This window comes from Polaromonas sp. C04, assembly GCF_002002705.1.
In the GTDB taxonomy this organism is placed as follows: Bacteria; Pseudomonadota; Gammaproteobacteria; order Burkholderiales; family Burkholderiaceae_C; genus Rhodoferax_A.
On record NZ_MUNS01000041.1, the window covers coordinates 320455 to 342715 of the forward strand.

Sequence of the window (22261 nt, forward strand, 5' to 3'; positions counted from 1 at the left end):
CCCTGCGCATCGAAAGGAAACGTCATGAACACATTGCTGACAGGCACCCGCAAGGGCCTGTTCGTGATCCACGGCAAAGGCGCCAGCTGGCGCATCGCCTCGCACCACTTCGCCGGCGACCCGGTGACGCAGCTGCTGGCCGACCCGCGCGACGGCGCCTGGTATGCCGCGCTGCGCCTGGGGCACTTCGGCGTCAAGCTGCGCAAGAGCACGGATCAGGGGACGAGCTGGCAGGAGATCGCGGCGCCGGCCTTTCCACCCAAGCCCGCGAACGGACCGTGGGCCGATGACGCTACGCCCTGGAACGTGGACCTGATCTGGGCGCTGGCGGCCGGCGGCGCGGACCAGCCCGGCACGCTGTGGGCCGGCTGCATGCCGGCGGGCCTGTTCAAGTCCGAAGACGGCGGTGCGAGCTGGGTGCTGAACACCGCGCTGTGGGAAGAGCCGAAACGCCGGGGCTGGTTTGGCGGCGGCTACGACCATCCGGGCATTCACTCGGTGCTGGTGGACCCGCGCGACGCCCGTCACCTGACCGTGGCCGTCTCCTCGGGCGGCGTCTGGCAAACGCGCGATGGCGGCGCCCGCTGGGCTTTGAGTGCGTCCGGCATGCGGGCCGACTACATGCCACAGGAAAGCGCGTTCGACGAAAACATCCAGGACGTGCACTGCATGGTGCAGTGCGCGGCCCAGCCCGACGCGCTATGGGTGCAGCACCACTGCGGCATCTACCGCTCCGCCGACGGCGCGCAGAGCTGGCAGGCCATTGCTGCGCCAGCGCCCTCCGGTTTTGGGTTCGCCGTGGCTTGCGACCCGCGCGACCCGCAGCGCGCCTGGTTCGTGCCGGCGCAAGCCGACGTCTGCCGTATTCCGGTGGACGGCCGGATGGTCGTGACGCGCACGGATGACGGCGGCGCCACGTTCAGGGTGCTGGCGCAGGGCCTGCCGCAAAGCCATGCCTATCACCTGGTCTACCGCCACGCGCTGGACGTTGCGGGCGACGGCCAGACGCTCGCGATGGCCTCCACCACGGGCGGGCTGTGGGTCAGTGCCGATGCGGGCGAGACCTGGCAAGCCCTGTCACGCGACCTGCCGCCGGTGGCGGTGCTGCGGTTTGCGGGATAGCGCAGCGCCGGCCCTGTCTCAAGCCGCCACGATCACCATCCAGCCCACGCCAAAGCGGTCGGCCACCATGCCGAAGCGTGGCGAGAAAAAGGTCTTGGCCAGCGGCATCTGCACCTGCCCGCCGTCGCCCAGGGCCGCGAACAGCCGGTCGGCCTCGGCCTCGTCGCGCGCGTCCAGCGACAGCGAAAAGCCCTGGAACACCGGCTTGCCCAGGCAGCGGCCGTCAGACGCCATCAGCGTGGCCTCGCCAATGCGAAAGCTCGCGTGCATCACCTTGTTCCCGGAGCCGGGCGGGTACATGTCGGGTGGCAGCGGATCCGGGCACTCCTTGACGCGCATGAGCATCGTGATCTCGGCGCCGAGCGCCTTGCGGTAGAACTCGAGCGCTTCTTCGCAGCGGCCATCGAAAAACAGGTAGGGTTGGACTTGCATGACGTTCTCCTTTTCAAGGGGTGGGGAATTTCGCAAACTACGGCCTGGCGGCATTCTGCGTACGCAATCGCGCCTCCTGTTCGCGCAGCTCGGGCGTGAATTCGGCGCCGAAGTCCTCGGCCTCGGAATCCCTGGTGGCCCTGACGATGATCATGAATCGCATGGTTGTAACTCCTTGTGTTTTCCAATGAGGAGCGGGGTCTGTGGAAAGAGGGGATTGCCCCCTGCTCCGACTTGACGACGAACGGCGTTTGCGGGAATCGACACGCCAGGTGTTTTTTTAGTCGTGAATCGACCGGAAAACCAGGACTTCGGCGCTCCGGCAGACCATCGGTTGCTTTCGGTTGCTATAAAAAGAAGAGCTATCTTCGAAGAACCCGTATGGGCCAGGAGCCGATTTTGTTCGAAATCACCTCGACGTGCTGCCAGGCCAGCCTAGCCGCGCGCGGCCGCACCAAGCGCCTTCAGAAACGTCATGCGCCACCAGTGCACATCCTGCTCGCGGATGTTCTTCAGCAGCGTCTGGTGCCGTGCCTGCCGTTCCTGCAGCGGCATCTGCAGTGCGCGCTGGATGGTGTCTGCCATTCCGTCGGTGTCATACGGATTGACCAGCAGGGCATCCTTGAGCTGTTCGGCGGCACCCGCAAAGCGCGACAGCATCAGCACGCCCGGATCTGCCGGGTCCTGCGCGGCGATGAACTCCTTGGCCACCAGGTTCATGCCGTCGCGCAGCGGCGTGACGAGCGCCACGCGGGCCACCCGGTACAGTCCCGGCAGGCGTTTGCGCGCCACGTTGCGGTGCATGTAGCGCACCGGCATCCAGTCCAGTTCTCCAAAATCGCCGTTGATGGCACCGCACAGGCTCTCCAGCTCCTGCAGCAGGTCGGTGTAGGTGTCCATGGCCTCGCGACTCGGTGAGGCGATCTGGATCAGCGTGGCGCTGCGCAGGTTGTCCGGATATTTCTTGAGCAAGGCCTTGAACGCGCGCAGACGCTGCGGCAGGCCTTTGGAGTAGTCGAGCCGCTCCACGCCCAGCAGCAGTTGGCGCCGCGAGTATTCGTCCTTCATGCGCTCGTACATTTCGCGCGCGTCCTTGCCGTGCGTGAGTGCAGCGAACTCATCGACGTCGATGCCGATCGGGAAGGCCCCCGCCTGCACCGTGCGGCCAAAGGCCTTGTAATAGTTGTCGCCCAGATCCTCGGCGCCGGCCTCGGCCTGCACATAGCGCGAGAAGTTTTGCAGGTCGGCCTCGCTCTGGAAGCCCACCAGGTCGTAGGCAAACAGGGCGTGCATCAGCCATTCGTGTTGGGGAATGGCCGCCAGCAACTGTTGCGGCGGCAGCGGCACGTGCAGGAAAAAGCCGATGCGCTGGGTCGCGCCCAGGGCGCGCAACTCGTCCGCCAGGGGGATCAGGTGGTAGTCGTGCACCCAGATGATGTCGTCGGGCAAAAGCCGCGTCAGCAACTGGCGCGCAAACAGCCGGTTCACACGCCGATACGCGCCAAAGTAGCCAGCGTCAAAGCGTGCCAGATCGAGCCGGTAATGAAACACAGGCCACAGCACACTGTTGCTGTAGCCCAGGTAGTAATCGGCGTGGTCTTCGGCGCATAAATCCACCGTGGCCAGCGTGACGGTGCCGGCCTTTTGCAGGTGCAGTTCGCCTTCGCCGGGCGTGCCGCCTGCAATCACCGTGCCGCTCCAGCCGAACCAGAGTCCGCCCGCGGTATTCAGGGCGTCGCCCAGTGCGACGGCGAGGCCGCCGGCTGCCGCCTTGCGCGGGTCGGCGACGCGGTTGGAAACAACAACAAGACGGCTCATGACGCGGTCCTCATATCTGGGAGTCCCAGGGCGCCGACAGGCGCACCGCTGCGTTGATGATGCCGACCATCGAGTAGGTCTGCGGAAAGTTGCCCCACATTTCACCCGTGACCGGGTGCGTGTCTTCAGACAGCAGTCCCAGGTGGTTGCGTGCGGCCAGCATGGTTGAAAAAATTTCGCGCGCCTGCTCTTTGCGGCCAATGCGCGCCAGTGCATCGACGCGCCAGAAGGTGCAGATGTTGAAGGCCGTCTCCGGCTTGCCGAAATCGTCAGGGGCTTCGTAGCGGCGCATGTAGGGGCCGTCGCACAAATGGGTTTCCAGCGCATCGACCGTGGCGATGAAGCGCGGGTCTTTCGGATCGATGAAGCCGACCTCGGTCATCAACAGCACACTGGCGTCCAGGCTGCGCCCGCCAAAACTCTCCGCAAAGGCCTGGCGCTCTTCGCTCCACGCCTCGCGCAAGATGCGCTCTCGCATGCGCCGTGCGTGACCCCGCCAGTGGGTTGCCCGCCTCTTTTGCGCCAGCACCTCGGCAATTTTTGCGAGCCGGTCGCAGGCGGCCCAGCACATCAGCGCGGAGGAGGTGTGGACGCGGGCGCGCGAGCGCAGCTCCCACATGCCGGCGTCGGGTTTGTCGTAGGTGCGTATCGCCTGCTCGCCGACTTCTTCGAGCCGCTTGAACTGGGCCAGTCCCGCGCGGTGCAGCAGCCGATGGTCATGAAAGGCCTGCGCTGCGCCCAGCACCACGTTGCCGTAAACGTCATGCTGAAAGTGCTGCTGCGCCTGGTTGCCCACGCGTACCGGCCCCATGCCGCGGTAGCCGGCCAGATGCTCCATCACGACTTCAGGCAGCTCGCGCTCCAGGCCAATGCCGTACAGCGGCTGGATGTGGCCGCCCCGGGCCTGCACCACCACGTTGCCGAGCCAGCCCAGGTAGTCTTCCATGGTGCCGACTTCCGACAGGCTGTTCAGGGCGCGCACCACGAAGAAGGCATCGCGCAGCCAGCAGTAGCGGTAGTCCCAGTTGCGCTGGCTGTCGGGCGCCTCGGGAATACTGGTGGTCATGGCGGCCACGATGGCGCCCGTGTCCTCGAACAACGACAGCTTGAGCGTGATCGCCGCGCGGATCACCGCCTCCTGCCACTCCAGTGGAATGCTCAGGCGCTGGCTCCACTGGCGCCAGTAAGCCAGCGTCTCCAGCTCGAACAGCCGTGCGGTGTCGGCGATGCCGTCGCTCAAAGATTCGTCGGCGCCGAGCAGAAAATTGTATTCGCGTGCCAGCACAAAGGGCTGCCGGGACAGAACGTGGGACAGCGGCGCGTCGGTGTTCAGGCGCAGCGTCAACTCATGGCCCACATAGCGCAGATGGTTGCTGCCCTGGGTGATCAGGGGTTCGCGCCGGCCCCAGTCGAAACGCACGTCCAGCACAACGCGAATGCGCGGCGCACCCTGAATCGGTCGCACCCGGCGCACCAGCGTCATGGGCCGGAAAACGCGCGCCCGGCTGTGAAAGCGTGGCGCAAAGTCGGTGACCTCGATGCCATGCCCGCTCTTGTCGAACAACTGGGTGCGCAGCACTGCGGTGTTGGGGTCGTAGAACTGCCTGGATTCGGCAAAATCCTCGATCTCGATCGCAAAGGCGCCGGGTGAAGCGCCGGCCGGCGAGGTGTCCTTGGCGATGCCTGGTTGCAGCAGCGCGTTGAACACCGGGTCGCCATCGAAACGCGGCAGACAGCACCAGACGATGCGGGCCCTGGCATCAATCAGGGCGCTGAAGGCGCAGTTGCCGATCACCCCCATGGAGAGCGAGGGTTCGGCGGGCGGCGCAAAGCGCGCGGCGTCGGGCGGGGCCGTCATGGGCTGATCCTCTCAAGGGGTTCTTGCGCTGCGCGCTGCAGCCATTGCCGCAGTGCGGCCGGCGACGGGCAGCGGTAGCGGGCTCGCGTTGCGCCTTCGCCTACCTTGATGCCGCAGCCCCCCATCCGTTGCACCGCCGAAAACCCGTCTTCGTCGGTGATATCGTCGCCGGCAAAAAGCGGCAGGCGGCCCGCGAACGGCGCTTGCGCCATGAAGTCTTCGATGGCGGTGCCCTTGCTGATACCCGCCAGCTTGATTTCAAGGACATATTTACCGCGCAGCAATTCCAGGCCGGGGGCGTTGCGGGCGGCCTCACCCATGGCTTGCAGGCAGCTCGCTTCCAGTTCGGGCGCGTGACGATAGTGCAGCGCGACGGCGGCGTCCTTGACCTCGACACGCAGGCCGCTGTGACGCTGTGCCAGCGCGGTGACCCGGCGGATCACGGCCTGCAGGTCGGGGGGCGCCACGCGGATGATCTCGCCGGAGACAAGGCGGCGCTGCGCGCCGTGCTCGGCAGCCGTGGGTAGCTGCAGGGGCGCGAGAAAGCCATCCAGGTCGATGAGCCTGCGCCCCGACACCATAGCCAGCGCCCCATTCAGCCGGGCCGCAAGCTGCACCAGGAGGGACACCAGGTCCGGGGCGATCTGCACCGCCTCGGGCTGCGGCGCGAGCTCGGCCAGCGTGCCGTCGAAGTCGAGAAAAAGCGCGTTCCGTGCGCCGATGGGCGGCAACGGACCAGAGCATTCCAGCGGGGAAGAACTCGAAGGCTGCATCACGTCACCATAGCAGACCCCTGCGCAAACCTGTGTAGGCCGGTTGCCCGTTTTGCCGGCGGGAGGCGCCGTTCAGGCAGCTCGGGGGGGCGTCACCGGGACACTGAAGCCGATGGTGGTGATGCCTTCCGCGCACGAGGCCGTCACGCTGCCGCCATGCATGCTCGCGACCGCCTTGACGATGGCCAGGCCCAGGCCGTGTCCATGGTGTTCTCCCTGGGGCTGGCGCGCCGCGTCGACCCGGTAGAAACGGTCGAACAGGCGCAGCAAATGGGCCGGCGCAATGGGCTCGCCAGGATTCGAGACCGTGACCCAGATCGACGACAGTTGTTGCCGGATGGTCACGAGCAGGCGCGCGCCGGCGCTGGAGTGTTCGATCGCGTTTTGCAGCAGATTCGACATGGCGCGTCGGAACAGCGCGGTTTCGATCATGGCCTCGGCCGCCACATCGCCCTCGATGCTGACGGTCGCGCCCATGTCGTCGAGCACGAACTCGAAGAACTCGGTGGTCTTGCGCACTTCCTGCGCGATCGGGGTGCGCACCAGGCCGGTGGCCGCCTCGCCCTGGTCGGCGCGCGCCAGGAACAGCATGTCGTTGATGATCGAGCGCACCCGCTCGAGCTCCTCGAGGTTCGATTGCAGCACTTCCTGGAACTGCCCCGCCGTGCGCTGGCGCGACAGGGCGACCTGGGTGCCGCCGATCAGGTTGGTCAGCGGCGTGCGCAGTTCGTGGGCCACGTCGGCATTGAAGGACTCGAGCTGCCGATACGCATCCTGCTGGCGGCTCAGCGCGCCGTTGAAGGCCGCGGCCAGCTGCGACAACTCGGCCGGCAACTGCGACACATTCAGCCGTTGCGAGAGCGGCTTCGGGCGCAGCGCCTGGGCCTCCCTGGACAGCTGCACCAGCGGCTGCAGCCCGACCCGTGCGATCCAGTAGCCGATCAGCATGACCCCCAGCACCGCGCTCAGCGAGAGCACGGCCAGCGCGGCCAGAAAAGTGTCCAGCGTACGTGCGTAGGAGGCCGAGTCGACGCCCACGATCAGCCGCACGGCCGGGCGGTCCTGCAGGGCGGCGATGCTGGCCGACAAGGTGTGTATCGGGTGCACCTGGTGCGGCATCAGGATGCTGCCGCGGCCATCGGGCTCGCGGTTCATGTGCTCGATCTCGGCCAGGCCGCGGCCGTACTGGTAGCGCGGGTCGTCGCTCAGCACCCAGAAGCGCACGCTGCCGTCGGCCGGCGTCAGGGTGTCCATCTTGGCGCGCACGCGCGCCCAGCGATCCATGTCCCCGGTGCGCTCGATGGAGTACTGCAGGTTTTGCAGGTTGGTCTTGAGTTCGTCCTGCTCGTGGCGCGCCAGTTCGCTCTCGAGCACGCCATACAGGGCCGCACCGATCAGCGCAAAGGTGACCAGCGCCGCGAACGCGAACATGGCGATCAGCCGCACGGTGATGGAGCGCCGCATCACACCACGTCCTCCTCCCGCGGTTCGAGCACATAGCCCATGCCGCGGATGGTGTGCAGCAGCTTGGGCGAGAACGGCGCGTCGATCTTGGCGCGCAGGCGCTTGATGGCGACCTCGACCACATTCGTGTTGCTGTCGAAATTCATGTCCCACACCAGTTCGGCAATCGCGGTCTTGGACAGGATCTCGCCCTGGCGCCGCGCCAGTACGGCGAGCAGCGCAAATTCCTTGGCGGTCAGGTTGATGCGCACATGGCCGCGCCAGGCCTTGCGTGCCATCAGGTCGATCTGCAGGTCGGCGATCTTCAGCAGCGCCGGCTCCTGCGCGCGGCCGCGCCGCGTGAGGGCCTGCAGCCGGGCCAGCAACTCCAGGAACGAGAACGGTTTGACGAGATAGTCGTCGGCCCCGTCGTGCAGCCCCTTGATGCGGTCTTCCACCTGGTCGCGTGCGGTCAGCATGATGACCGGTGTCTGCTTGAGCGCGCGCACGGTGCGCAGCACCGAGAAGCCGTCGAGGCCGGGCAGCATCACATCGAGCACGATGACGTCGTAGTCGTGTGCCAGCGCCAGGTGCTGGCCGTCGATGCCGTTGTAGGCCAGATCGACGGTGCAGCCCTGTTCGGCCAGACCCTTTTGCAGGTAGTCGGCAGTCTTGGGCTCGTCTTCGACGATCAGGATCTTCATGGTCAATGCGTGCCTACGACCACCGGCGGCTTGGGCTCGCCCCCAAGGGCCGCCTTGCGCGCCTTGCGCGCTTCCTTGCGGCGTGTATACCAGTAGTGGGCGCGGTCCAGGTACAGGTAGATCACGGGCGTCGTGAACAGGGTCATGGCCTGCGACAGGATCAGCCCGCCGACCATCGCATAGCCCAGCGGGCGGCGCAGCTCGGAGCCGGCGCCGGTACCCAGCATCAGGGGCAGGCCGGCGAACAGCGTGCACATGGTGGTCATCATGATCGGCCGAAAGCGCAGCAGGCAGGCCTGGTAGATCGCCTCTTGCGGCTCCAGCCCCTGCTCACGCTCGGCGTTCAAAGCAAAGTCGACCATCATGATGCCGTTCTTCTTGACGATCCCGATCAACAGGATGATGCCGATCAGCGCGATCACGCTCAGGTCATAGCCGCCCGCCATCAGGATCAAGAGCGCCCCGACGCCGGCCGACGGCAGGGTCGACAGGATCGTCAGCGGATGGATGTAGCTCTCGTACAGCAGGCCCAGCACGATGTACACGGCGATCAGCGCCGCCGCAATCAGGTACGGCTGCGTCGACAGCGAATCGCGAAAGGCCTGGGCCGTGCCCTGGAACCCGCCGCTCACGGTCTGCGGTACCCCCATGGTGGCCTGCGCCTTCTGGATCGCCGTCACCGCCTGGCCCAGCGCCACCCCCGGCGCCAGGTTGAACGAGATCGTCACGGCCGGGAACTGGCTCTGGTGGCTGATCGACAGGTAGCCCGTCTTGTTGGTGTCGACGCTGACGAAGCTGGACAGCGGCACCTGCTCCTTGGTCAGCGGCGAGGTCAGGTACAGCTTGCTGAACAGATCGGGGTCCTCCTGCAGCTTGGGCGTGACTTCGAGAATCACGTGGTAGCTGTTGATCTGCGTGAAGTACTGCGCCACCTGGCGCTGGCCGATCGCGTCGTAGATGGTGTTGTCGATCTGGGCCGGCGTAATGCCGAAGCTCGAAGCCCGGGCGCGATCGATCGTGATCGTGGCCGTGGCCGCCGCATTTTGCTGGTCGGAGGCCAGGTCGGTGAGTTCGGGCAGCTTGCGAAAGCGCTCCAGCAGCTTCGGCGCCCACTCGTTGAGCTCGTCCAGGTTGGCATCGGTCAGCGTGTACTGGTACTGCGTGCGCGACAGCCGCCCGCCCACGTTGATGTCCTGCCCCGCCTGCATGAACAGCTTGACGCCCTCGACTTTCTCCACTTGCGGGCGCAGCCGCGCAATCACCTCATCCGCGTTTGCCGTGCGGCCCTCGTCCTTGGGCCGCAGGCTGATGAAGTAGACGCCGGTATTGAAGGTGGACTGCCCGCTCATGCCGAATCCGGAAACGTCGGGGTCCTGGCGAATCACGTCGGCGAGCTGGAGCATGCGCTGGTTCATCGACACGAACGAAGTGTCCTGCGCCGATTCGGCAAAGCCAAAGATAAAGCCGGTGTCCTGCTGCGGGAAAAATCCCTTGGGAATCACGATGAACAGCGCCACCGTTGCGACCAGCGTTGCCAGAAAGACGCACAGCGTGGCGAACTGGTGCCGCAGCACCAGGTGCAAACCGCGCCGGTAGCCGTTCAGCATGGCGTCGAAGCCGCGCTCGAACAACTGGTACAGCCGGCCATGCGACTCTGGTTGGTGGGGTTTGAGGAAACGCGAACACAGCATGGGCGTGAGCGTGAGCGAGATCAGCACCGAAATGCCAATGGTCAGCGTCACCGTCACGGCGAACTCACGAAACAGCCGCCCGACGATGCCGCCCATCAGCAGCAGCGGAATGAACACCGCAACGAGCGAGACCGAAATCGAGATGATGGTGAAGCCGATTTCACCGGCCCCCTTGTAGGCGGCCTCCATCGGCGTCATGCCGGCCTCGACGTGGCGGTAGATGTTCTCCAGCATGACGATGGCGTCGTCCACCACGAAACCGACCGCGATGGTCAGCGCCATCAGCGACAGGTTGTCCAGGCTGAAGCCCACCAGGTACATGATGGCGGCCGTTCCCAGCAGCGCCAGCGGCACCGTCACGCTCGGGATCAGGGTGGCCGGCACATTGCGCAGGAACAGGAAGATCACCATCACCACCAGCGAGATGGTCAGCAGCAGCGTCATCTCGACATCGAGCACCGAGGCGCGGATGTTCTGGGTCCGGTCGATCAGCGTGCTGACGTGGATGGTGGGCGGAATGGCCGCCTCCAGCCGCGGCAGCGCGGCCTTGATGCGCGCCACCGTGTCGATCACATTGGCGCCGGGCTCCTTGGTGATCCCCACCACGAGCGAGCGCCCGTTGCTGGGCGAGTTTTCGGACGCTGCCGCGCCCTTGCCGGAAAATGCCCACGCGGCCTGCTTCATGTCCTCCGGCCCCGCCACCGCCACGCCGACATCGCGCACGCGAATCGGTGCGCCGTTCTTGTAGGCCAGCACCATGTCATTCCAGGGGTCGGCGCTCAGGATCTGGTCGTTCGTGTAGACCGTGAAGCTCTGCCTGGGCCCATCGACCGTGCCCGTGGGCTGGCTCACCGTGGTGCTGGCAATGACGCCCCGAATATCCTCCAGGCTCAGGCCGAGCGCCGTCAGCTTGGTCGGGTCGACCTGGATGCGCACGGCGGGCTTGTTCTGGCCAAAAATGTTCACCAGCCCCACGCCCTGAATCTGGGAAATCTGCTGCGCCAGGATGTTGTCGGCGTAATCGTTGACCGTGGTCAGCGGCAGGGTGTCGGACTGCACGGACAGGATCAGGATCGAGAAATCCGCCGGGTTGATCTTGCGAAAGGTCGGCGGGCTGGGTAAATTTGCCGGCAGCTGGCCCGAGGCCGCATTGATGGCGGTCTGCACGTCCAGTGCGGCGCCGTCGATGTTGCGGTTCAGGTCGAACTGCAAGGTGATCTGCGTCGAGCCCAGCGCGCTGAGCGAGGTCATCTGCGACAGGCCGGGAATCAGCGAGAACTGGCGCTCCAGCGGCTGCGCCACGCTCGACGCCATGGTCTCGGGGTTGCCGCCGGGCAGCTTGGCGGTCACCTGGATGGTCGGGAAGTCGACCTGCGGCAGGGGTGCCACCGGCAGCAGCGGCCAGACCGCGGCGCCCACCAGAAAAAGCGCGATCGCCAGCAGCGAGGTGCCGATGGGCCGTTTGATGAAGGTGGCGGAGACGCTCACTGGCTTGCTCCGCCGGCAGCTTTTGCGTTGCCGGGGTTGGTCTCGACAATCTTGACGCCGGACTTGAGCTTGTACTGCCCGTCCACCACCACGCGCTGCCCGGCGGACAGCCCCTTGTCAATGATGGCAATGCCATCCTGGATCTGCGCCACGTCGATCGGCTGGTTTTGCACCGTGTTGTCGGCGCCCACGGTGTAGGCATAGGTGCCATTCTGGCTGCGCTGGACCGCCGCCGCCGGTATGGTGAGCGCCTGCGCGCGCGTGCCCAGCACCAGCCGCACGTTCACGTATTGGCCCGGCCACAGGGCGTGCGCCGCATTCTCGAAGCTGCCCTTGAGCTGCACCGTGCCGGTGCTGGTGTCGATCTGGTTGTTCAGCAGGATCAGTTTGCCCCGGCCCAGCACCTGGGTGCTGCCGCGCGGGTAGACCAGCACGGCCAGTGGCTGGCGACTGGCATGCAGCGCGCGATTGATGGCCTGAAAGCCCTCTTCGGGCAAGCTGAACACGACCGCGATCGGGTCGATCTGGTTGATCACGACCAGTCCGTTGGCGTCTGCGGCGTGCACGATGTTGCCCGGGTCCACCAGCCGCGCCCCGACCCGCCCGCTGATCGGCGCCGTGATGTTGGTAAAGCTGAGCTGCACCTGGGCGTAGTTGATCTGCGCGTCGTCGGTTTTCACCGCCGCATCGAGCTGTGCCACCAGCGCCTTTTGCGTATCGAGCTGCTGCTGCGTCGCGGCGTCCTGGGTGATGAGGGTGCTGTAGCGCTGCAGATCCAGCCGGGCGTTGCCGAGTTGCGCCTGGTCCCTGGCCTTTTGCGCCTGCGCCTGCTGTAACTGCGCCTGCAGGGTTCGCGGGTCCAGCCGCGCCAGCATCTGGCCGGCCTTGACGTCCTGCCCCTCGATAAAACCGACCTGATCGAGCTGGCCATCGATGCGCGCCTTGACCGTCACGCTGGCCAGGGCCGTGACGGTGCCGACGCCCGCCTGGTAGATCGGCATGTCCTGCTGCTTGACCAGCGCCGTGGTGGCTTGCACCGATGGCGCGGCCGGCGCTGGCGGCTTGGCGGAGAAGGCCTTGTGATCCAGGCTCAGCGCGGCGGCGCCGGCCAGCACCAGCAGGGCGGCGGCAGCCAGCAGCGTCCTGGGACGTTGAAAAAACGCAGAGTTCATGGCATCAGCTTCCGGGGCTGGGAGGTAAGGGGGTGGGCGCTTGCGACGGCGCGGAAACCAGGGAGGAGGCCAGGGGCGCACCGTTCGCGGGCGTGCTATCCCAGCCGCCCCCTGTGGCGGTAATCAGGGCCACGCTGGAGGCCAGCTGGCGGCCCAGCAACTGCACCGCGGTGCGCTGGTTCGCCAGCGACAGCGTCTGCGCCGTGACCACGGCCAGATAAGTGGCGGTGCCGGCGCGGTACTGGGCCAGCGCCAGCCGTTCGGCCAACTGGGAGGCCTTGACGGCCTGGTCCTGCAAACCGATTTCGTGGTCCAGCACGCGCAACAGGGCCAGGTTGTCTTCGACCTGCTGCAAGCCATTCAGCACCGTCTGCTTGTACTGGGCCACCGAGACGTCGTAGGCCGCCACGGCCTGATCGCTGTGGGCGCGCCGCAGGCCGCCGTCGAACAGGGTCTGCGCCAGCACCGCGCCGAGCGACCAGACCCGGCTCGGCGTGTCGAACAGCGTGGCGAAGCTGGCGCCGTTGTAGCCACCGCTGGCGCTCAGCATCAGCGACGGAAAGTAGGCGGCCTTGGCCACACCGATGTTGGCATTCGCCAGCGCGACCCGGCGTTCGGCCCCGGCGATGTCGGGGCGGCGCTCCAGCAGCTCGGAGGGCAGGCCCGTCGGGATCGCCGGCAAGCGCGCGCCCAGCTGGTCCATGGTGGCCGCCGTTGCCGGCAGCGCAAAGGCGGCCGGCGGCTTGCCGGTCAGGATCGCGATGGCGTGCTCGAGCTGGCTGCGCTGCGCCTGCAGATCGACGCCCTGGGCCTGCGCCGTCTTGAGCTGGCTCTGGGCCAGCGCCACATCGGAGCGCAGCGCCACGCCCACCGCGTACTGGCTTTGCGTCAGCTGCAGTGCGCGCGTGTAGGCCTCGGTCGTGACGGCATACAAATCGATCAGCAGGTCGGTGACGCGCAGCTGCAGGTAGTCCTGCGCCAGCGCGGCCTGGATGCTCAGGCGCGCCGCCGCGAGGTCGTCGGCGCTGGCCTGGACGCCGGCATTGCCCGCTTCCACGGCGCGCCGCACGCTGCCCCATACATCGGGTTCCCAGCTCGCGCCCACGCCGATGCTGGGAAAGGTGCCTTCCTTGATGCCGTTGGTATTGCTCAGGGCCCGGGTGACCCCCGCATTCACGCCTACGGTAGGCCAGAAGCCGGCGCGCGCGGCATCGGCCAGCGCACGCGCCTGCCGGTACTGGGCCTCGGCCTGGGCGATGTTCTGGTTCGCCTGGTTGGCCTGCTGCATCAGACGGTTCAGGGTGTCGTCGCGATACGCCTGCCACCACGGGTGCCGGCTGTCGATGGCTTGCGGCTCGGCCGTCTTCCAGGGGCCGCTCTCTTTGTAAGCGGCCGGGATGTCGATGGCGGGGCGCACGTAGTCGGGGCCGACGGCGGAGCAGCTGGCCAGCAGTGCCGCCAGCGCGGCAACCGCCAGCCGGCTGGGGAGCCGTGCCGCGGGTCGGGGGGATCGTCTGTCAGAAGGGGTCATGGCCTCTGGGGATTCGTGCGGTGGGTCGGGTGTGCGTGCGGGCAACGCCAAAAGCCGGGCGCGCATGACAACTTTCCTACTCTAAGCGCTGGCACCGTCTGCAGGCTGTCGTGAATATGACTGTTTTGTCAGTTTCGGCGGTGGGGCGCCACCCGCCACCGCATGCGGGACAATCGGACTCATGATCAAAAGCATAGTTCCCGCCGGCGAGTTTGAACCCGAATTCATCACCGGCCTGAAAGCCATCTTTGAAGAGAAGATTCCCTTCAACCAGGTCCTCGGGCTGAAGATCACCTCGCTGCGGCCCGAACAGGTCACCGCCCGCATCGACATGAAGCCCGAGCTCGTGGGCCACTACGCCCACAGCCGCCTGCACGGCGGGGTGATCAGCGCCGGGCTCGACGCCATGGGCGGTCTGGCCGTGATGGCGGCCATCGGCGCGCGCCACATGGACGAGTCGCCCGCGCAGCGGCTGCAGCGCTTTGGCAAGCTCGGCACCATCGACTTGCGCGTCGACTACCTGCGCCCCGGCATCGGCGATCACTTCGAGTTGCGCGCGCAGGTGATGCGCCTGGGCTCGCGCGTGGCGTCCACGCGCATGGAATTCCTGACGGCCGACGGCAAGCTGCTGTCCAGCGGCGCAGGCGCCTATATTGTGTCGTGACATAAAAAACCGCCCGAAGGCGGTTTTCACGGGGCGTGAGCGGATTCAGGGCTTCACGTAGTCCGAGACCACTTTCCACTTGCCGTCCTGGATCTGCGACAGGCGCGACAGATCGCTGCCCAGGCGCTTGGTCGGGCTGAACGTGGCCTCGTCGCTGCCGAACATGTCGGGCGGAATCTTCATGGTGTCCATGGCCTTGATGAAGCTGTCGGTCGTCAGGTTCGGGCCGGCCTTGTCCGCGGCGCGCGCGAGCGCGTCGATGATGTCGTAGCCATAGACCGAGAACACGGTTGGGTCTTCATTGAACTTGGTCTTGTACTTGGTGGCCCAGAAGCGGATCGGCTGCGAGGCTTCGTCGAGGTACGGATGCTGCACCGTCATGGTCGCGTACAGGCCGTCCATGGCCTTGCCGCCGAGCTTGTGGATCAGGTCGGTGTAGACCGCGCTGGAGCCCAGGAAGGTCGGGTTGAAACCGGTCTTGCGCGACTCGCCGATGGTGCCGATGGTCTCGCGGATGATGGTGCCCAGCACCACCAGGTCGCAGCCCGCGGCCTTCATCTTGGCCACCTGCGAGGAGAAGTCGGTCGCGCCGCGCTTGTAGGTGGTCTTCTCGGTCAGGGGCATGTTCAGGGTCTTGAGGGCCGCCTCGGCGCCGCGTTCGACCTCGATGCCGAAGTCGTCATCCTGGTAGATCGTGCAGACTTTTTTCGCATTCTTTTCCTTCACCAGCTTGGGCAGCGCCAGGCGAATCTGGTCATAGTAGGTAGCGGCGAACGAGTACTTGAGGCGGTTGAAGGGCTCGTACATTTCGCGCGCCGCTGTGATCGGGAAGAAGTTGATCACGTTCTTCTCGAACTGTACCGGCATGGCGGCCAGGTTCTGGGCCGTGCCCAGGTGGCCCGCCATGATGAAAATCTTGTCCTGGTTCACCAGTTTTTGCGCGGCCAGCACGGCCTTCTTGGGATCGTAGCCGTCGTCTTCGGAGACCAGCTTGAGTTTGCGGCCGTGGATGCCGCCCTGCTCGTTGACCTCGTCGATGCGCAGCAGCATGCCGTTGCGCGCCTGCTTGCCGTAGCCCGCCAGCGGGCCCGACATGTCCTGGATGGTGCCGATCAGGATCTCGTTCTTGCTGACACCTTGCTGCTGCGCCAGCGCCAGCGTGGTGCCCAGTGCCAGAATGGCCAGGACCAGGGTGGACTTCAATTTCATGCTATCTCCTTGATTGACGTGAGTGGGAATTTTTGACCGGGCCGCCTGAAACTCAAATTGGCGTTAACGCGCAAGGGAAACTACTTAACCAGCGGGCGCGTCAGCCGTACATGGCTTCGATCTGGGGCGCGTATTTTTTCTCGACCAGCTTGCGCTTGAGCTTCATGGTGGGGGTCAGCTCCTCGTCCTCGGCCGTGAGCTGGGTCTCCAGCAGGAAGAACTTCTTGATCTGCTCGACCCGCGCAAACTTCTGGTTGATCTTGTCGATCTCCGACTGGATCAGGTCCTGTATCTGCGCGGCGCGCGTCAGGCTCGCGTAGTTGCTGAATGGCACATCGGCGTCCTGCGCGTATTTCTCGACGTTCTCCTGGTCGATCATGATGATCACGCTCAGGTACGCACGCTTGTCGCCGATCACCACCGCGTCGGTGATGTAAGGCGAGAACTTGAGTTCGTTCTCGAGTTCGCTGGGCGTGATGTTCTTGCCGCCGGCCGTGATGATGATGTCCTTCATGCGGTCGGTGATGCGGAAGTAGCCGTCGGCGTCCACCGTGCCGACGTCGCCGGTGTGCAGCCAGCCGTCCGCGTCGATCGTCTCGGCGGTCTTCTCGGGCAGGTTCAGGTAACCCATGAACACATTCGTGCCGCGCACCAGGATTTCGCCGGTGGCCGGGTCGAGCCTGACCTCGTTGTAGTCGGCCGCCGGTCCGATGGAGCCGGGCTTGATGCGGCTGGCGGGCACGCCGGTGGAGGCGCCGCAGGTCTCGGTCATGCCCCACACCTCCAGCATGGGCACGCCCAGCGCCAGATACCACTTGACCAGTTCGGGCGAGATCGGCGCCGCGCCGGTGACGCAAAAGCGCGCGCGGTGGATGCCGATGAGCTTGCGCGCGTTATTCAGGGCAATCCAGCGCGCCACGGTGAACTTCACCTTGAGCCAGCCATTCACGGGCTCGCCGGCCAGCACCCTGTCGGCAATCGCGGTGCCCACGCCGATACCCCAGGCATAGGCGGCCTGCTGCAGTGCGCTGGCTTCCTTGAGCGCTATCATCACGCCGGAGTAGAACTTCTCCCACACGCGCGGCACCGCCGTGAACACGGTCGGTGCAATCTCGCGCACGTTCTCGGGAATCGTCTCGGGGTTCTCGACAAAATTGAGTTTGGAGCCGGTGTACAGCGAGAAATACTCGCCGCCCATGCGCTCGGCAATGTGGCACAGCGGCAGAAAGCACATGCGCTCATCGGTCTCGTCCTGCGCCACCAGCGTGTTGTAGCCGCGTGCGCTGAACACCAGGCCCCGGTGGCTGTGCATCGCGCCTTTGGGTTTGCCCGTGGTGCCCGAGGTGTAGACCAGGATCGCCAGGTCTTGCGGCTGGCAGGCCTGCACGCGTTCCTCTACGGCTTTCGGCTGGCGCGCCAGATGCTCGCGGCCCAGCGCACGCAGGGCGTCCAGGCTCAGCACGTCGGGGTCCGCCAGATCGCGCAGGCCTTCCATGTCGAACACCACCACCTTGCGCAGGCCGGGCAGCTGCGGGCGCACCTGCAGCGCCTTGTCGAGCTGTTCGTCGTCTTCCACGAACAGGATGGTGGTGCGCGAGTCCTCGCACAGGTAATGCACCTGGCTGGCCGCGTCGGTGGGGTAGATGCCGTTGGCCACGCCGGCGCAGCTGAGCACCGCCAGGTCGGTCAGCACCCATTCGATCACGGTGTTGGACAGGATGGACGCGCACTCGCCGCGCGCGAAGCCCAGGCTGATCAGCCCCGCAGCAATCTCGCGCACCGCCTGCCCGGTCTCGGTCCAGCTCCAGGCGCGCCAGAGACCGAGTTTTTTCTGCCGCATCCAGACCTGGCCGGCGCGCTGATCCACCGCGTTCCAGAACATCTCGGGAATGGTGTCGCCGGGCATCACGATGGCGTGATTCGGCTGCAGGCGGCTGAGATCCCAAAGATTGCTCATGTGGCCCCCACGCTTGTCACTGCGTGTACTGCGCTGGGCTCGCGTAGCGTCCGTGCGCGCAGTTGTACAGTGGAGCGAGCCCACGCCGGGCCTACGCTATGCACGTGCCGAGGCATGACGCTGCGGCCCGGCCCCGAGGGGGCGCGATCTTGCTTGAAGCGGTTCTGCGCGGCGCTCATCCCTATCTCCAGGTTTTCTTTTTCTTCCAGCGCCGCTCGCCGCGCACGCCGTCTTCCTTCATGCCGAGATAGAACTCCTTGATGTCGTCCTTCTCGCGCAGCCGGGCGCAGCTGTCTTCCATCACGATGCGGCCGTTCTCCAGCACGTAGCCATAGTCGGACGCGTTCAGCGCCATGTTGGCGTTCTGCTCGACCAGCAGGATGGTGGTGCCGCGCTCGCGGTTGATGCGCACCACGATCTCGAAGATTTCCTTGGTCAGTTTCGGGCTCAGGCCCAGGCTCGGCTCGTCGAGCAGGATCAGGTCGGGCGCGGCCATCAAGGCGCGCGAGATCGCCAGCATCTGCTGCTGCCCGCCCGAGAGCAGCCCGGCGTCCTGCGTGGCGCGCTCGCGCAGGATGGGGAAGTAGCCGAACACGATTTCGATGTCCCGCGCCACGCCATCGCGGTCACGGCGGGTGTACGCGCCCATCAGCAGGTTGTCGCGCACGCTGAGCAGCGGGAACACCTCGCGCCCCTCCGGCACATGCGACAGGCCATGCTGCACGATGAAGGCCGGGTCCTGCGCCGTGATGTTCTCGCCCTTGAATTCGATCGAACCCTTGCGCGGGTCGATGATGCCCGAGATGGTCTTGAGAATCGTGGTTTTGCCCGCGCCGTTCGAGCCCAGCACGGTGGCGATCTCGCCGCGGCGCACCTGCAGGCTGACGCCGCGAATCGCCTTGATCGGGCCGTAGGCGCTCTCGACGTTGAGCAGCGTGAGCACAGGCTGGTCGCTCACAGGCGGCGGTACAGCATTCATGCTCGCCTCCGCAACGACGACACGTCGTCCACCGAGCCCAGGTACGCCTCGATCACGCCGGGGTCGGTCTGCACCTCGCGCGGCGTACCCATGGCCAGCACCTCGCCCTGGTTCATCGCCAGCACGCGGTCGGAGACCTTGGAGACCAGCGTCATGTCGTGCTCCACCATCAGCACCGTGATGCCGAGCTCGTTCTTGATGTCGGCAATCCAGAAAGCCATGTCGTCGGTTTCTTCCACGTTCAGCCCCGAGGAGGGTTCGTCCAGCAGCAGCAGCCTGGGTTCGGTGCACAGCGCGCGGGCCAGCTCGACCACCTTGCGCACACCGTAGGGCAGGCCGGCGACGATCGAGTCGCGGTGGTGCTGCAGGTCGAGGAAGTCGATGACCTGCTCGACCTTTGCGCGCGCCTCGATTTCGGCCTCGCGCGTGCGGCCGGTGAAAAACAGCTCGCTCCACAAGCCGGTCTTGCGGTGCGTGTGGCGTCCGATCAAGAGGTTGTTGAGCACGGTCGCGTGCTCGAACAGCTCGATGTTCTGAAAGGTGCGAGCGATCCCGAGCGCGGCGATCTTGTAGGGCGGCTGGTCCGTCAGTCTGCGGCCGAGGTACTCGATCTCGCCCGTGGTCGGGGTGTAGATGCGGCTGATCAGGTTGAACACGGTGGTCTTGCCGGCGCCGTTCGGCCCGATCAGCGTGAAGACCTCGCCGGGCTTCACATCGAAGCTCACGTTGTTGACGGCCAGCACGCCGCCGAAGCGCACGCTCAGATTCTTGGCTGAAAGAAGGGGCGCGTTCATCTGAGTCGGTCCGATTTCTGGAAGCTCTTTTGCCGCTTGAACGTGCCCTTGCGGTAGAACGGGAAGGTCTGCAGGTAGGTGCGGATCTTCAGCCAGCGGCCGTACAGGCCGAGCGGCTCGAACAGCACGAAGCCGATCAGGACCGCACCGTACACCACTGCCTGCAAGCCGGGGGCCTGGCCGATCACGTCGGGCAGGTAGCCCTTGGACAGCGAGATCAGCTGCGGCATGGAAATCAGGAAGATCGCGCCCAGGAATGCACCATGCACCGAGCCCAGGCCGCCGATGACCACCAGAAGGAGCAGGTCGATGGACTGCAGAATGTCGAACTGGTCGGGCGAGATGAAGCGCAGCTTGTGCGCATACAGCGCACCGGCCACGCCGGCGAGCGCGGCCGACAGCGCGAACGACAGCGTCTTGTAGCGCGCCAGCTGGATGCCCATGCTCTGTGCGGAAATCTCCGAATCGCGAATCGCCACAAAGGCGCGGCCGGTCGGCGAGCGCAGCAGGTTCAGGATGGCCAGCGTGGCCACGACGGCGACGACCAGGCACAGGAAATAAAACGAGGTGCCGGAGCCCAGGGTCCAGCCGAACATCTCGGGGGGCTTGACCTGGATGCCCGAGTTGCCGCCCGTGACCGAATCCCAGCGCGCCAGAATCTCTTCGACGATGAAGCCGAACGCCAGCGTGGCAATGCCAAGGTAAATGCCCTTCACGCGCAGGGCCGGCAGGCCCACGATGACCCCGACCACGGCCGACAGCAGCCCGGCCGCCACCAGTGCGATCGGGAACGGCCAGCCCATGTTGGTCAGCACGGCCTGGGTGTATGCACCCGCGCCCAGAAACGCCGCATGGCCAATGGAGAACTGGCCCGTGAAGCCCGCCAGCAGCATCAGGCCGAGGCCGGCGATGCCGTAGATCAGCACAAAGGTCAGCTGCGCCAGCCAGTACTCGGCAAACAGCCAGGGTGCGGCGAGCAGCAGCAGCATCAGCGCGCTGTACCAGAACACGTGTCCGCCGTGCTTGGCAAGGCGGATGTCCTGCGCGTAATCGGTCTTGAATATGAACCTCATACCTTTTTCCGCAGTTTTTCGCCAAACAGTCCGTTGGGCTTGATGACCAGCATCACCAGCACCACGATGTAGGCGGCCGTGTCCTTGAAGCCGTCGGGCAGGTAAAAGCCCGACAGCGATTCCACGATGCCCACGATCAGGCCGCCCACGATCGCGCCCGGCAGGCTGCCAAAGCCGCCCACCACCGCGGCCGGGAACGCCTTCAGGCCGATAAAACCCATGTTGGCGTGCACGAAGGTGATGGGCGCCAGCAGCAGCCCCGCGATGGCCGCCACCGCGGCGGCCAGCCCCCAGACCAGGCCGTTGATGCGCTTCACCGGAATGCCCATGTAATAGGCGGCGAGCTGGTTTTGCGAGGACGCCTGCATGGCGATGCCGAGCTTGCTATACCTGAACATGGCAAACAGCAGCACGCACAGCACGCCGGTGGCGCCGATCACCACCATCTGCTCGACGTTGAGCACCAGCGTGCCGACGTTCCAGATCTGATCCTTGTAGGGCACGGGCAGCACGCGGGTTTCGGTGCCGATGTTCGGAATCATGGTGATCAGTCCGCGCGCCACGTAGCCGATGCCGATGGTCAGCATGACGATGGAAAACTGCGGCTGACCCAGAATGGGGCGAATCACCACGCGCTCGAGCACCACGCCGAAAGCGGCCATCGCCACGATGGCACTGATCACCGCCAGCCAGTACGGAAAGCCCAGCAGCGTCATGCCCGCCAGGCCGGCAAACGCGCCCAGCATCATGAGCTCGCCCTGCGCGAAGCTCACGGTCTCGGTGGCCTTGTAGATGAGCACGAAGCCCAGAGCGATCAGCCCGTAGATGCATCCTTGCGAGATGCCGCTGATCACCAGTTGAAGAACCTGCACTGAGCCTCCCAAATCGTTGCGTGGTTTATAGCTGCATGCGCCACAACTGTCCTCAGGGTTGATACGCATAGCCTGTCGCGCAGATATCAGGCGTTATCACGAACGTGGGGCCGGCGCGCTTCGCCGCGGGCCCGGGTTGGCCCGGGAAATTTAAGAGAAAAAGCCTTGTAGCCCTTGCCGGTCAATGGCAATCAGCTATAAAAAACGAAGCAATCAGGCGACTGGCTGGGGCAGTGGCCGCGGCCGCCCCTGGTCGTCGATCGCCACATACGTCACCGACGCTTCCGTGACCTTGAGGTAACGGCCCTGGGTGCGAATGCGCTCGGCATAGACCTCGACGTTCACGGTGATCGAGGTGCGGCCCACGTGCGTGACCTCGGAGTAGAACGACAACAGGTCGCCCACGCGCACCGGCTGCTTGAAGACGAACTGGTTCACCGCCACCGTGGCCATGCGGCCTTGCGCGCGGCGTGCCGGCAGCACCGAGCCGGCCAGGTCCACGTGGGCCATGACCCAGCCGCCAAAGATGTCGCCGTTGGCGTTGCAGTCGGCCGGCAGGGGAATGACCTTGAGCACCAGTTCCTTGTCGGCCGGCAGCTCGACATGGAGCGCGCCGGTTGCGCTGGTGGCTGTACTGGCGGTCGAACTTGAATTGTCAGACATGGGCACAATCTCTTGTCA

At 65.6% G+C, this 22261-nt stretch carries 18 protein-coding genes and 1 pseudogene; 2 read left to right on the plus strand and 17 right to left on the minus strand.

What is annotated here, in order from left to right; genetic code table 11:
* Positions 1-24 precede the first annotated feature (24 nt).
* Complete coding sequence (locus B0E49_RS17935; protein WP_077563896.1) at positions 25-1122, plus strand: WD40/YVTN/BNR-like repeat-containing protein; 1098 nt, start codon at positions 25-27, stop codon at positions 1120-1122.
* Between the two features lie 18 nt (positions 1123-1140).
* On the opposite strand, the gene B0E49_RS17940 is transcribed toward B0E49_RS17935, so the two are convergent.
* The 10 genes and pseudogenes from B0E49_RS17940 to B0E49_RS17980 all read right to left on the minus strand — a co-directional run bounded on the left by B0E49_RS17940 (position 1141) and on the right by B0E49_RS17980 (position 14032).
* Positions 1141-1554 carry a VOC family protein gene (locus B0E49_RS17940; RefSeq protein WP_077563898.1) on the minus strand — a complete coding sequence of 138 codons (414 nt, stop codon included), beginning with the start codon at positions 1552-1554 and terminating at the stop codon, positions 1141-1143.
* A 37-nt stretch (positions 1555-1591) separates the two neighbouring features.
* A pseudogene (locus B0E49_RS20360) lies at positions 1592-1678 on the minus strand (YciI family protein); the annotation flags it as partial.
* Between the two features lie 311 nt (positions 1679-1989).
* Positions 1990-3372 (minus strand): alpha,alpha-trehalose-phosphate synthase (UDP-forming), encoded by a 1383-nt coding sequence (otsA, locus tag B0E49_RS17945; RefSeq protein WP_077563900.1) that lies wholly within the window; start codon positions 3370-3372, stop codon positions 1990-1992.
* Positions 3373-3382: 10 nt separating this feature from the next.
* Positions 3383-5230: a glycoside hydrolase family 15 protein gene (locus tag B0E49_RS17950; protein ID WP_077563902.1), complete on the minus strand. Its 1848-nt coding sequence runs from the start codon at positions 5228-5230 to the stop codon at positions 3383-3385.
* Complete coding sequence (gene otsB, locus B0E49_RS17955; RefSeq protein ID WP_077563904.1) at positions 5227-6003, minus strand: trehalose-phosphatase; 777 nt, start codon at positions 6001-6003, stop codon at positions 5227-5229. Before otsB ends, B0E49_RS17950 begins: the two co-directional genes overlap by 4 nt.
* Positions 6004-6075: 72 nt before the next feature.
* Positions 6076-7467 (minus strand): heavy metal sensor histidine kinase, encoded by a 1392-nt coding sequence (locus B0E49_RS17960; protein WP_077563906.1) that lies wholly within the window; start codon positions 7465-7467, stop codon positions 6076-6078.
* Entirely contained in the window at positions 7467-8150 is a 684-nt protein-coding gene (locus B0E49_RS17965; RefSeq protein WP_077563908.1) for a heavy metal response regulator transcription factor, read from the minus strand. The genes B0E49_RS17960 and B0E49_RS17965 overlap by 1 nt, the downstream gene beginning before the upstream one ends.
* A 2-nt stretch (positions 8151-8152) precedes the next feature.
* Positions 8153-11329 carry an efflux RND transporter permease subunit gene (locus B0E49_RS17970; RefSeq protein WP_077563910.1) on the minus strand — a complete coding sequence of 1059 codons (3177 nt, stop codon included), beginning with the start codon at positions 11327-11329 and terminating at the stop codon, positions 8153-8155.
* Positions 11326-12501 carry an efflux RND transporter periplasmic adaptor subunit gene (locus tag B0E49_RS17975; RefSeq protein ID WP_077563912.1) on the minus strand — a complete coding sequence of 392 codons (1176 nt, stop codon included), beginning with the start codon at positions 12499-12501 and terminating at the stop codon, positions 11326-11328. Before B0E49_RS17975 ends, B0E49_RS17970 begins: the two co-directional genes overlap by 4 nt.
* 4 nt (positions 12502-12505) lie before the next feature.
* Complete coding sequence (locus B0E49_RS17980) at positions 12506-14032, minus strand: efflux transporter outer membrane subunit (RefSeq protein ID WP_144264616.1); 1527 nt, start codon at positions 14030-14032, stop codon at positions 12506-12508.
* Between the two features lie 181 nt (positions 14033-14213).
* Here B0E49_RS17980 and B0E49_RS17985 point away from each other — a divergent pair, with 181 nt between their 5' ends.
* Positions 14214-14696 carry a thioesterase family protein gene (locus B0E49_RS17985; RefSeq protein ID WP_077563914.1) on the plus strand — a complete coding sequence of 161 codons (483 nt, stop codon included), beginning with the start codon at positions 14214-14216 and terminating at the stop codon, positions 14694-14696.
* A gap of 45 nt (positions 14697-14741) precedes the next feature.
* On the opposite strand, the gene B0E49_RS17990 is transcribed toward B0E49_RS17985, so the two are convergent.
* The 7 genes from B0E49_RS17990 to B0E49_RS18020 all read right to left on the minus strand — a co-directional run bounded on the left by B0E49_RS17990 (position 14742) and on the right by B0E49_RS18020 (position 22243).
* Positions 14742-15905: an ABC transporter substrate-binding protein gene (locus tag B0E49_RS17990; protein WP_077563916.1), complete on the minus strand. Its 1164-nt coding sequence runs from the start codon at positions 15903-15905 to the stop codon at positions 14742-14744.
* A 100-nt stretch (positions 15906-16005) separates the two neighbouring features.
* Positions 16006-17862: an AMP-dependent synthetase/ligase gene (locus tag B0E49_RS17995; protein WP_077563918.1), complete on the minus strand. Its 1857-nt coding sequence runs from the start codon at positions 17860-17862 to the stop codon at positions 16006-16008.
* A gap of 181 nt (positions 17863-18043) precedes the next feature.
* Entirely contained in the window at positions 18044-18841 is a 798-nt protein-coding gene (locus B0E49_RS18000; RefSeq protein WP_077563920.1) for an ABC transporter ATP-binding protein, read from the minus strand.
* On the minus strand, positions 18838-19635 hold the full coding sequence (locus tag B0E49_RS18005) for an ABC transporter ATP-binding protein (RefSeq protein ID WP_077563922.1): 798 nt from the start codon (positions 19633-19635) through the stop codon (positions 18838-18840). The genes B0E49_RS18000 and B0E49_RS18005 overlap by 4 nt, the downstream gene beginning before the upstream one ends.
* Positions 19632-20708: a branched-chain amino acid ABC transporter permease gene (locus B0E49_RS18010; RefSeq protein ID WP_077563924.1), complete on the minus strand. Its 1077-nt coding sequence runs from the start codon at positions 20706-20708 to the stop codon at positions 19632-19634. The genes B0E49_RS18005 and B0E49_RS18010 overlap by 4 nt, the downstream gene beginning before the upstream one ends.
* A complete protein-coding gene (locus tag B0E49_RS18015; protein ID WP_077563926.1) occupies positions 20705-21580 on the minus strand; it encodes a branched-chain amino acid ABC transporter permease in 876 nt (291 codons plus the stop codon). Before B0E49_RS18015 ends, B0E49_RS18010 begins: the two co-directional genes overlap by 4 nt.
* A 213-nt stretch (positions 21581-21793) precedes the next feature.
* Positions 21794-22243 carry an acyl-CoA thioesterase gene (locus B0E49_RS18020; protein WP_077563928.1) on the minus strand — a complete coding sequence of 150 codons (450 nt, stop codon included), beginning with the start codon at positions 22241-22243 and terminating at the stop codon, positions 21794-21796.
* Positions 22244-22261 lie beyond the last annotated feature (18 nt).

Coding starts and splice junctions, on each gene's coding strand:
- B0E49_RS17990 (WP_077563916.1), bottom strand. CDS start 15,905: ATGAAATTGAAGTCCACCCTGGTCCTGGCCATTCTGGCACTGGGCACC.
- B0E49_RS17950 (WP_077563902.1), bottom strand. CDS start 5,230: ATGACGGCCCCGCCCGACGCCGCGCGCTTTGCGCCGCCCGCCGAACCC.
- B0E49_RS17985 (WP_077563914.1), top strand. CDS start 14,214: ATGATCAAAAGCATAGTTCCCGCCGGCGAGTTTGAACCCGAATTCATC.
- otsB (WP_077563904.1), bottom strand. CDS start 6,003: ATGCAGCCTTCGAGTTCTTCCCCGCTGGAATGCTCTGGTCCGTTGCCG.
- B0E49_RS17960 (WP_077563906.1), bottom strand. CDS start 7,467: ATGCGGCGCTCCATCACCGTGCGGCTGATCGCCATGTTCGCGTTCGCG.
- B0E49_RS17995 (WP_077563918.1), bottom strand. CDS start 17,862: ATGAGCAATCTTTGGGATCTCAGCCGCCTGCAGCCGAATCACGCCATC.
- otsA (WP_077563900.1), bottom strand. CDS start 3,372: ATGAGCCGTCTTGTTGTTGTTTCCAACCGCGTCGCCGACCCGCGCAAG.
- B0E49_RS17965 (WP_077563908.1), bottom strand. CDS start 8,150: ATGAAGATCCTGATCGTCGAAGACGAGCCCAAGACTGCCGACTACCTG.
- B0E49_RS17935 (WP_077563896.1), top strand. CDS start 25: ATGAACACATTGCTGACAGGCACCCGCAAGGGCCTGTTCGTGATCCAC.
- B0E49_RS17980 (WP_144264616.1), bottom strand. CDS start 14,032: ATGACCCCTTCTGACAGACGATCCCCCCGACCCGCGGCACGGCTCCCC.
- B0E49_RS18000 (WP_077563920.1), bottom strand. CDS start 18,841: ATGAATGCTGTACCGCCGCCTGTGAGCGACCAGCCTGTGCTCACGCTG.
- B0E49_RS17975 (WP_077563912.1), bottom strand. CDS start 12,501: ATGAACTCTGCGTTTTTTCAACGTCCCAGGACGCTGCTGGCTGCCGCC.
- B0E49_RS17940 (WP_077563898.1), bottom strand. CDS start 1,554: ATGCAAGTCCAACCCTACCTGTTTTTCGATGGCCGCTGCGAAGAAGCG.
- B0E49_RS18010 (WP_077563924.1), bottom strand. CDS start 20,708: ATGAGGTTCATATTCAAGACCGATTACGCGCAGGACATCCGCCTTGCC.
- B0E49_RS18020 (WP_077563928.1), bottom strand. CDS start 22,243: ATGTCTGACAATTCAAGTTCGACCGCCAGTACAGCCACCAGCGCAACC.
- B0E49_RS18005 (WP_077563922.1), bottom strand. CDS start 19,635: ATGAACGCGCCCCTTCTTTCAGCCAAGAATCTGAGCGTGCGCTTCGGC.